Source organism: Duganella sp. GW821-FHT01E12, assembly GCF_059422325.1.
In genome coordinates this window covers 1091689-1101870 of sequence record NZ_JBWKWR010000002.1, presented here as the reverse complement: position 1 = coordinate 1101870, position 10182 = coordinate 1091689, and the positions used below count along the sequence as shown (strand labels likewise).

Here is a 10182-nt window from a genome sequence, read left to right as displayed (position 1 = left end):
ACGGCGACCACCGAGATCTACACCAGTAGTTGTTCGTCGGCAGCGTCAGATGTGGAGAAGAGACAGCCGTTGCGTCCGCGTGCCCGGCGGCGCCGGCCGGCGCCTGGGCGGCGCGCGCGGCGCGCGGCGGCTCGATGGCGTGGATGGCGCTCAGCGCGGCGTCCAGCTGCGCCGTCAGCGTCAGCTGCAGCTGCGCCAGCTCGGCCGGCAGCGTGGCCGCGCCGGCCCCGCGCTGCGGCGAGCCGCACAATTTTTCAGCCTGCGCCAGCGTGGCCGCCAGCTGCTCCAGTCCCAGGTTGGCGGCCACGCCGCGCACCTTGTGGCAGCAGGCCTGGGCGTCGGCCAGGCGGGTCGCGCTGTCGCTGGCGAACAGCCGCGCCAGCGCGGTGGCGGCGCTGCCGTAGTCGGCGGCGAAGCGGTGCAGCGCCTGGTGGTACGCGGCCTCGTCGCCGGACCAGCGCAGCAGCCCGGTCTTCTGGTTCAGCACGCGGGCCCGGGCCGGCGCCCCGGCCGCGGCCGGCGCGTGCTCCAGCGGCGGCAGCGCCAGCACGCGGGCGATCTCGTGCGACAGCGCGTACCAGTCCACCGGCTTGGCCGCGAAGCCGTTCATGCCGGCCGTGGCCGCCGCCTCGCGGTGCGCCGCCAGCACGCTGGCCGTCATCGCGACGATGGGCACGGCCGGCGCGCCGGCCGCCCGCTCGCGTGCGCGGATCGCGCGCGTCGCCTCCAGCCCGTCCATCACCGGCATCTGCATGTCCATCAGGATCAGGTCGTAGTGCCGCTCGCCCGACAGGCGCAGCGCGGCGGCGCCGTCGCCGGCCCGCTCCAGCGTGTGGCCGCGCTTGGTCAGCAGCAGCGTCAACAGCTCCAGGTTCTGCGGCACGTCGTCGGCCGCCAGCACCCGCAGCGGCGGCAGCGGATAGGGGCTGCGCTCGGCGCTCTGGCTGCTGTCGTTGCGGGCCGGCTCGAGCGGCAGGGTCAGGTGGAAGGTGGTGCCCTGGCCGGGCGTGCTCTCGGCCCACAGCTTGCCGCCCATCAGCGCCACCAGCTGGCGGCTGATGGTGGTGCCCAGGCCGGTGCCGCCGAAGCGCCGCGTCATCGAGGCGTCGGCCTGGGTGAACGGGTCGAAGATCGCCTCCAGCCGCTCGGGCGCGATGCCGATGCCGGTGTCCCGCACCGCGATGGCCAGCTGGCCGTTGGCCGCGCTGGCATGCAGGCTGACGCTGCCGGCCGCGGTGAACTTGATGGCGTTGTCGAGCAGGTTGCCGAGGATCTGGCGCATGCGCAGCTCGTCGCCGTGCAGCCAGGCCGGCAGCGACGGGTCGTACGCGATGTCGATGGACAGCCCCTTGCTGCGGGCGTTGCTGCCGAAGGTCGAGGCCAGCTCGTCGATCAGGCCCAGCAGGCTGTAGTCGTCCGGCTCCAGCTCCACCGCGCCCTTGTCCAGCTTGGCCGTGTCGAGGATTTCGTTGAGCAGGCGCAGCAGCGAGCGGCCCTCCTTGCGCACCGTGTCCAGGTGGCGCCGCTGGCTCTCGTCGAGCTCGGTGTCCAGCAGCACGTCGGTGAAGCCGAGGATGGCGTTCATCGGCGTGCGGATCTCGTGGCTCATGTTGGCCACGAAGCTGGCGCGCGCGGCGGCCGCCTGCTCGGCCGTCTCCTTGGCCTTGCGCAGCTCCTGCTCCATCTGGCGCCGCTCGTCGATGTCGAGGATGACGCCGTCGATCCAGCGCAGTTCGGGGTCGCTCTCGTCCTGGGTGACGGCGCCGTGCTCCCACATCCAGCTGCAGTGGCCGTCCGCGTGGCGCAGCCGGTATTCGACCTGGTAGGCGCTCAGCTCGGCGACCGCGCGGTTGATCTCGGCCTCGACGCCGGGCCGGTCTTCCGCCACGATCAGGCTGCTCAGCGTGCGGCTGCGGCCCTCGCCGACGAAGTCGCTGGCCGGATAGCCGGCCAGGCGCTCGATGCCGTCGCTGACGAACACCGGCGGCGCGTCGAAGCGCATGCTGCTGCGGAAGGAGATGCCGGGGATGTTGCCGATCAGCGAGCGGAACTGCTGCTCGCTGTCGCGCAGCGCCTGCATGATGGCGCGCCGTTCGCTGATGTCGGTGATGAACAGCACGAACAGGTCGCGGTCGGCCAGCCGCGCGTGGCCCAGCGCGCGCCGGATCGGCACCTTGCCGCCGTCCTTGCGCACGGCGATCACCTCGCTGCCCTTGCCGGGGATGGCCGCGTTCTCGGTGCGCAGGTAGGCCAGCAGGCCGTCCTGTTCCGAGCGCCGGGTGTCGTCCATCAGCAGGCGGATGTTGCGGCCGACGATCTCGTCGCGGCGCCAGCCGAAGATGCGCTCGGCCGAGGCGTTGAACTCGAGGATCACGCCCTGGCGGTCGACGGTGACCACGCCGTCCACGGTGGTGGTGAGCAGGGCGCGCATCCAGGCCTCGCTCTCGCTCTTCTGGCGGAACAGTTCGCGGTAGCGCAGCAGGCCGTTGGCCGAGACGATGAAGATGGTGATGGCCACCGTGATCAGGGTGATGGCCAGCGCCAGGAAGGTGCTGTTCTGCTCGGGCGCGGCGCCGGCCTGGGGCTGGCCGGCGAAGCGCGCGGCGGCCATGCCGGTGTAGTGCATGCCGGCGATGGCGCAGCCCATGACGGTGGCGCTGGCCAGGCCCAGCACGTTGGGCGGCAGCGGCCGGCGCAGGCTGCGCAGGCCGAAGCGTATCCACAGCGCCAGCGTGGCCAGCACCACGGCCACTACGATGGACAGGCCGAACATCAGCGGATCGTAGCGCAGCTCAAAGCTCATGCGCAGCGCGGCCATGCCGGTGTAGTGCATGGCGCCGATGCCCGCGCCCACCAGCACGCCGCCGCTCAGCAGCGAGCCGGTGCCGAGCCGGCGGCGGCTGATGATGGACAGGGCGATGGCCGACGCGGCCAGGCTGGGCAGCAGGGACAGCAGGGTGATGCCGTGGTCGTAGTCGACCGCCGTGCACAGGTTGAAGGCCAGCATGCCGATGAAGTGCATGGCCCACACGCCGCAGCCCAGCGCCAGGCTGCCGGTCGACAGCATGATGGCGCGCAGGCCGGGCGTGCGGCTGGACTGGGCCTGGGCCGCCACTTGCAGGCCCATCCAGGAGGAAAAGATGGCGACCAGCACCGACAGCAGCACCAGCGAGGGCGTGTAGCTGCCGTACTGGATCAGGGAGGGATGGGCCGGCGGCGCAAACAGCTGCAGGAGTGATTCGATATTCATAAGGTTTCCGCTGTGGCGAACTGGCACAGCAGAAACCTTATCACATAACGCGGCGCTGCTGGATCAGGACCGGGCGAAGGCCAGGAAGTCGGCGTTGAACTTGTCCTTGTGGGTGTCGGTCAGGCCGTGCGGCGCGCCCGGATAGGTGATCAGCTTGGCGTGCTTGACGATGGCGGCCGAGGCGCGGCCGGCGGCGTCGATCGGCACGATCTGGTCGTCCTCGCCGTGGATGACCAGGGTCGGCTTGTCGAACTTCTTCAGGTCGTCGCGGAAGTCGGTTTCGGAAAACGCCTTGATCGAGTCGTAGGTGTTCTTGTGGCCGGCCTGCATGCCCTGCGCGTACCAGGCGTCGATGATGCCCTGCGACGGCTTGGCGCCCGGACGGTTGTAGTTGTAGAACGGGCCGGAGGCCAGGTCCAGGTACAGCTGCGCGCGGTTGGCGACCGAGGCGGCGCGCAGGCCGTCGAACACCTCCATCGGCAGGCCGCCCGGATTGGTGGCGGTCTTGAGCATCAGCGGCGGCACCGCCGAGATCAGGCCCAGCTTGGCGATGCGCCCGGTGCCGTGGCGGCCGACGTAGCGCGCCACCTCGCCGCCGCCGGTCGAGAAGCCGGCCAGGATGATGTGCTTCAGGTCCAGCGCCTCGATCAGCTGGGCCAGATCGTCGGCGTAGTGGTCCATGTCGTTGCCGTCCCACGGCTGGCTGGAGCGGCCGTGGCCGCGGCGGTCGTGGGTGATCACGCGGAAGCCGTTGTTGGCCAGGTGGAAGGCGGCCGATTCCCAGCTGTCGGCGTTCAATGGCCAGCCGTGGCTCAGGACCACCGGCTGGCCGCCGCGCGGACCCCAGTCCTTGTAGTAGATTTCCACGCCGTCGCGGGTGGTGATGGTGCTGACCGACTTCTGCACCTTGGCGGTGGCGGCGGCCTGGCTGTCGCCGCTGACGGCGGCCAATGGCAGGGCGCCGGCGACCGCTGCGGCTGCTGCGACGGCGCCGCCGACCATGGCCGAACGGCGGGAGGTATCGAGGGTTTTGCTGGACATGATGTGCTTCCTTTTTGAGTGGTGGTGAGCCTCATGGTAGGCAGGTCCGGCCCGCTTGGGAACGCCCATACGTGCAAGATGGGACTGCAACTTTGCACATACCCCGATCTGGTGGCCGGGGCCTCCGCCCTTGGATGGAGGCGGCCAAACCTTGCCATGTTGCATTCCTTGCAAAACGCCATATACTTGGCGGGCTGATCCGCATACCGACGGATCTCACCTATGGGATGTGTAGAGACGATGGCTTTCCTGACCAAGAAGAAAATAGCGCTGGCCGTGGGCCTGCTGGTGATCGGCGGCGCCAGCGCCGCCTGGTATTCCAAGGGCAAGGCCCCGGTGGTGGAGCCGCCGCGCTTCCGCGTGGCCGCCGCCGACACCGGCAACATCACGCAGACGGTGACGGCCACCGGCACCATCAACCCGGTGGCGCTGATCAACATCGGCTCGCAGGTGTCGGGCACGGTGAGCGAGCTGAAGGCGGACTTCAACGACCACGTGCAGAAGGGCCAGGTGCTGCTCAAGCTCGACCCGACAATCTTCAACGCCCAGATCCGCCAGGTGGAGGCGCAACTGGCGTCGGCGCGGGCCAGCCTGCGGCTGGCGCAGGCCACCCACCAGCGCAACCAGACGCTGGTGACGCAGAGCTTCATCTCGCCGCTGGCGCTGGACCAGTCCAAGCGCGAGGTGGAGGTGGCGCAGGCCAACATCCAGCTGGCGCAGGCGCAGCTGGCGCGCGCCCAGGCCGACCTGGACAACAGCGTGATCCGCTCGCCGATCGACGGCGTGGTCATCAAGCGCACCGTGGACCTGGGCCAGACCGTGGCGGCCTCGTTCACCACGCCGACGCTGTTCCAGATCGCCCGCGACCTGACCAAGATGCAGATCGACACCAGCGTCTCCGAGGCCGACGTCGGCGCGCTGAAGGAGGGGCAGGCGGCCCGCTTCGTGGTGGACGCCTATCCCGACAAGGAATTCGAGGCGCGCATGCGCCAGTTCCGGCTGGCCGCCAACGTGGTGCAGAACGTGGTCACCTACAACGTGGTGCTGGACGTGGACAACAAGGAGGAGCTGCTCAAGCCGGGCATGACGGCGCAGGTGCGCCTGCTGGTGGGCAATCGCCAGCAGGTGCTGCGCATCCCCACCGCCGCGCTGCGCTTCCGCCTGAGCGACGAGGAGCTCGAGAAGCAGGCCAAGAAGGACAAGGCGGCCGCCGCCAAGGCCGGCGCCAGCGCCTCGGCCAGCGCGTCCGCCGTGGCCGAGGCGCAGCCGGAGGACGACGCCGCCTTCCGCAGCAAGAGCGAGCTGGCGCGCTCGTTCAAGATCTACACCATGGACGACAAGAACAATCCGGTGGCCAGGGACATCAAGATCGGCCTGTCCAACTTCCGCTACACCGAGGTGGTGGGCGGCGAGCTGAAAAAGGGCGACAAGGTGATCACGCGCGCCATCAACGAAAAGCAGGGGGAGCTGTGACGGCGCCGCAACCGCTGATCGACATCCGCCAGGTCACCAAGAGCTACTTCTCCGGCAACGTCGAGACCCAGGTGCTGTTCGGCATCGACCTGGCCGTGCCGCGCGGCGACTTCCTGGCGGTGATGGGGCAGTCCGGCTCGGGCAAGTCGACGCTGATGAACATCTTCGGCTGCCTGGACCAGGCCAGCGGCGGCAGCTACCACCTCAACGGCGTCGACACGCTGACCCTGTCGCGCGCCGAGCTGGCGACCATCCGCAACCGCACCATCGGCTTCGTGTTCCAGAGCTTTAACCTGATCAAGCGCATGAGCGTGGCCGAGAACGTGGCGCTGCCGCTGATCTACGCCGGCGTGTCGCGCTCGAAGGCGCACGCCAAGGCGCTGGTGGAGCTGGAGCGGGTCGGCCTGAAGGACTACGCCAGGCGCACGCCGAACCAGCTGTCCGGCGGCCAGCAGCAGCGGGTGGCGATCGCCCGCGCGCTGGTGGGCGATCCGCCGCTGATCCTGGCCGACGAGCCGACCGGCAACCTCGACACGCAGACCAGCGTCGAGATCATGCGCTCCTTCCAGCAGCTCAACGAGGAGCGCGGCATCACCATCCTGCTGGTCACGCACGAGCCCGACATCGCGGCCTACAGCAAGCGGCTGATGCGCCTCAAGGACGGCCACGTGCTGTACGACGGCCCGGCCGCCGAGGGCCTGCGCTTGATGTCGCAGAGCCACGAAACCATAACCGTATAAACGATATGAATCCTTTACAGATCGTAGTCGAGGCGTTCCGCTCGATGATGGCGAACCGCCTGCGCACGCTGCTGACCATGCTGGGCATCATCATCGGCATCACCTCGGTGGTGCTGCTGCTGGCGGTGGGCGACAGCATGAAGCGCTTCATCGCCAAGGAGCTCGAACAGCTGGGCACCAACATGCTGTTCGTCTCGCCCGGCGGCGACCGCGCGCAGCAGCAGCGCATGCGCACCGGCGCGGCCCCGGCCCTGACCATGGCCGACGCGGCCGCGCTGAACGCGCTGCCGTCGCTGGCCGGCGCGGCCGGCGTGCTGCAGGGCGGCTTCAACCTGGCGGTCGGCAACGAGAATGCCTCGAAGACGGTGCACGGCGTGACGCCGGCCATGTTCAAGATCCGCGGCTGGAAGATCGACAAGGGCAGCGCCTTCAGCGACGCCGACGTGCGCGCCGCCTCGCGCATGGTGGTGATCGGCAGGAAGATCGCCGACCAGTTCTTCTACAAGGTCGACCCGCTGGGCAAGTACATCCGCATCGAGAACGTCTCGTTCCAGGTGGTGGGCGTGCTGTACGGCGAGGGCAAGCAGGTGGACGGCGGCGACCTGGCCGACTACGTGCTGGTGCCGATCACGGCCTCGGCGGCCAACCTGGTGCGCCTGCCCTTCCCCGGCAACGTGCATTACGTGGTGGCGCAGGGCAAGTCCGGCGGCAACCTGCAGGACGCCATCGCCGACATCAATGAAACGCTGCGCGACCGCCACCACATCAAGTTCGAGCAGCCGGACGACTTCCGCATCGACAATCTGGCCTCGTTCGCCGAGACCGCGCAGAAGATCAGCGCCGGCCTGGCCGCGCTGCTGGGGCTGATCGGCGCGATCTCGCTGGTGGTGGGCGGCATCGGCATCATGAACATCATGCTGGTGTCGGTGACCGAGCGCACCCGCGAGATCGGCATCCGCATGGCGATCGGCGCCAAGCCGCGCGACGTGCTGCTGCAGTTCCTGACCGAGGCGGTGGTGATCTGCCTGGTGGGCGGCGTGTTCGGCATCATGCTGGCGACCGGCGCGGCGGCGGCCATCACGTCCACCGGCAAGTTCGACGTGTTCATCACGCTGCAGGCGGTGGTGGTGGCGTGCGGCTTCTCCAGCCTGGTGGGGGTGTTCTTCGGCTTCTACCCGGCGCGCCGGGCCTCGAAGCTGCTGCCGGTCGACTGCCTGCGCTACGAGTAGCTCAGTAGTCGAACTTGGTGCTGCGGGGGGAGGTCTTGAAGAAGGACGGAGCGGCCTCGCGCTCCTGCTGTTCCTGCTCGCGGCGCTGCCTGGCCTCGAGTTTTTTCTGGGCGATGCGCTCGTTGTGCTCGTCGATGCGGCGCTGCATGTCGCGCCCCTGCTTGCTGTTGCGCAGCAGGCTGAACTTCTGCAACATGGCGGCGGACCAGATCAGGAACACCACCACCAGCGCCAGCAGGTAGCCGGCCTGCCACATGCCGTAGTTCTGGCTGATGATGGGGAACAGCGGGCTGGCGTCCTCCAGCCAGCCCTGGCCCAGCACGCCGCACACGGCCGCCAGCACGCCCAGCACCAGCGTCTTGAGGATCAGCCACCGGCTGGCCTTGACGCGCTGGTCCCAGAATTGCCGCAGTTCTTCGTATTGGTCGGTAGCAGTGGTCATGACGTTGGGGATGCGTGGCGGTAGAGCAGCGAGCATTATGTCATATTTTCCACTGGGAAACTAACCTTCAGATTTGATCCGGCCCAAACAAAGCGGCCCGGTCCCCTGTGCGGGGGCCGGGCCGTTGCTTGCCGTGGGCGGGCTTAGTTCTTCTTGGCGATCTCGTTGCCGACGTAGGCGCCGCCGACCGCGCCGGCGATGGTGGCCGCCGTCTTGCCCTTGCCGCCGCCGACCTGGTTGCCGATCAAGCCGCCGACCACCGCGCCTATGCCCATGCCGAGCGGGCTGTTCTGCGCCACCGGTGCCGGGGCTGGCGCCTGAGGCTGCGGTTGGGCGGCAGGCGCCTGGGCGACGTAGTCGTCATTGTTCACATGGCGCACTTGCGGGGTCACATGGTGCACGGTGCGGTGCTCGACCACGGCGGGACGGCTTTCCGGCATCGGCTGGTTGGCCGCCTGCTGGCCGGCCTGCGGCGCGGCGTTGGCGACCACCGGCGTGGTGTCGGGCGTGGCGTGCGAGCTGGGCAGCAGGCCGGCGATCGATGCGGCGCCGACCAGGCTTACCAGCGTCAGCGATACGGCCGCTACGGCCATCAGAGGGTGGATACGGGTGGTTGGGGTGGTCGTCATTTTATTCTCCTGTGTTGCGCCACGGTGGCGCTTGCTCATATAACGAGCCGGAGGATAAAACCGGTGACGCAGAAAGTGTTTCCAGAGTAAGCAGATGTTACGGCGCGCTCTTGGCGGCGTGGCGCCGTTCCAGCCATTCGTGGCCGCCGCTGGCCAGCGCCTTGGCGATCACGGCCGGCGGCAGGCTGTACACGGTGGCCCAGCTGGCGCGGCCGTCGCCGGTGTTGGACGGGAAGCTGTCGATCTCGACCGGCCAGTGGTATTTGCGCTTGAGCGTCTTGACGATGGCGGCCAGCGAGGTGCGGCCCTGCAGCGGCGGCGCGCCGGTCTGGTCGGTGTTGGACAGCAGGACGGCCAGCACGGCGCCGCGCGCGGTCAGCGGGCCGGGAAATTTGGGAAGTTTGGCGGGAGGCATCGCGCCATTCTAGCGGACTGCGGCGCCGGCCGGGGCCGCAGCCGTCCGCCGGGCCGGCGGACGGTGGCCAAGGCGCTCAGCCAGCCTTGGCTTGACGCTTGCGCGCCAAGCCGACCAGGGCCAGGCCGGCGCCCAGCATCAGGTAGGTGCCCGGTTCCGGCACGGCGGTGATCGACAGGGTGTCGATGCCGATGTAGTTGGAGCGGCTGCCGGCCGGGCCGCCGTCCTCGACCGCGTAGCGGAAGGCGAAGGCGCCGTTGGTGGCGCCGGACAGGCCGCTCAGCGTCACGCTGTACTGGGTCCAGGCTTCCGGATAGCCGGACTTGTCCTGGTTGGGATTGACCGACAGCAGCAGCGTGCTGAACGAGCCGACGCTGTCGGCCGTGTGGCCGACGTCGGCGCCGCCGCCATTGCTGAAGCGCACTTCCAGGCGGTCGGGGAAGATGGATTGGTCGGCGGTGCGGGTGAAGAAGGACAGGGTGTCGCCGTTGCGGTAGGTCGCGGTGGGCAGTATCAGCCAGGTGCTGATGGCGGCCACGTCGGCGCCGCTGTTGTAGTCGGCGCCGAGGTAGGAGCCGGCCGCGCCCTGGTGCGCGCCGAAAGCGGCCGGGCTGCCCTGGAACCACCCTTGCGTGCCCAGCGGGGCGCTGTTGTTGACCACGGTCCAGCCGTGCGGCACGCCGCCGTCGAAGTTCTCGTTGAGCGCGTCGGCCGAGGCGGCGCCGAAGCTTAAGGACAAGGCCAGGAACAGGGTGGACATCACAGCGGGTTTAAACGATACAGCCATCTCTACACCTCCATCTAACTATCTGGGAAATACCGGCGAAGCTCCCGCCACGCCGGGCAATGCAATCCCGCACAGACCAGATTGCAGGAAACGACGATAGCATGTGGATAATAGAACGATGACAATCTGAACAAGCTTGTGCTGATTTACAGGGTTTCCGGCGAGGCAGACGCAAG

The 10182-nt window shown here is 68.7% G+C and carries 9 protein-coding genes; 3 read left to right on the top strand and 6 right to left on the bottom strand.

Features of this window, described 5'->3' with window-relative positions; all coding sequences use genetic code 11:
- Together AC07WS_RS10195 and AC07WS_RS10190 are read right to left on the bottom strand one after the other, a co-directional pair.
- Positions 1–3250, bottom strand: a 3250-nt coding sequence (locus tag AC07WS_RS10195) for an MHYT domain-containing protein (RefSeq protein ID WP_494728921.1), incomplete at its 3' end; no start/stop codon positions are given.
- A gap of 63 nt (positions 3251–3313) precedes the next feature.
- On the bottom strand, positions 3314–4291 hold the full coding sequence (locus AC07WS_RS10190) for an alpha/beta fold hydrolase (RefSeq protein WP_494728920.1): 978 nt from the start codon (positions 4289–4291) through the stop codon (positions 3314–3316).
- Between the two features lie 240 nt (positions 4292–4531).
- Between AC07WS_RS10190 and AC07WS_RS10185 the strand changes: the two genes are divergently transcribed.
- The 3 genes from AC07WS_RS10185 to AC07WS_RS10175 are packed head-to-tail and all read left to right on the top strand — an operon-like array spanning position 4532 to position 7733.
- On the top strand, positions 4532–5764 hold the full coding sequence (locus AC07WS_RS10185) for an efflux RND transporter periplasmic adaptor subunit (RefSeq protein WP_494728919.1): 1233 nt from the start codon (positions 4532–4534) through the stop codon (positions 5762–5764).
- Positions 5761–6504: an ABC transporter ATP-binding protein gene (locus AC07WS_RS10180; protein WP_494728918.1), complete on the top strand. Its 744-nt coding sequence runs from the start codon at positions 5761–5763 to the stop codon at positions 6502–6504. The genes AC07WS_RS10185 and AC07WS_RS10180 overlap by 4 nt, the downstream gene beginning before the upstream one ends.
- Positions 6505–6509: 5 nt before the next feature.
- Complete coding sequence (locus tag AC07WS_RS10175; RefSeq protein ID WP_494728917.1) at positions 6510–7733, top strand: ABC transporter permease; 1224 nt, start codon at positions 6510–6512, stop codon at positions 7731–7733.
- 1 nt (position 7734) lies between these two features.
- Here the strand turns inward: AC07WS_RS10175 and AC07WS_RS10170 are convergent, their stop codons facing one another.
- From AC07WS_RS10170 to AC07WS_RS10155, 4 genes are all read right to left on the bottom strand, one after another.
- Positions 7735–8175: a hypothetical protein gene (locus AC07WS_RS10170; protein WP_494728916.1), complete on the bottom strand. Its 441-nt coding sequence runs from the start codon at positions 8173–8175 to the stop codon at positions 7735–7737.
- Positions 8176–8318: 143 nt separating this feature from the next.
- Positions 8319–8804 (bottom strand): glycine zipper 2TM domain-containing protein, encoded by a 486-nt coding sequence (locus AC07WS_RS10165; protein WP_494728915.1) that lies wholly within the window; start codon positions 8802–8804, stop codon positions 8319–8321.
- 97 nt (positions 8805–8901) lie between these two features.
- The gene (locus tag AC07WS_RS10160; protein ID WP_494728914.1) at positions 8902–9219 is read right to left on the bottom strand and encodes a hypothetical protein; all 318 of its coding nucleotides are present in this window, start codon (positions 9217–9219) and stop codon (positions 8902–8904) included.
- A gap of 76 nt (positions 9220–9295) precedes the next feature.
- Entirely contained in the window at positions 9296–10006 is a 711-nt protein-coding gene (locus AC07WS_RS10155) for a choice-of-anchor J domain-containing protein (RefSeq protein WP_494728913.1), read from the bottom strand.
- Positions 10007–10182 lie beyond the last annotated feature (176 nt).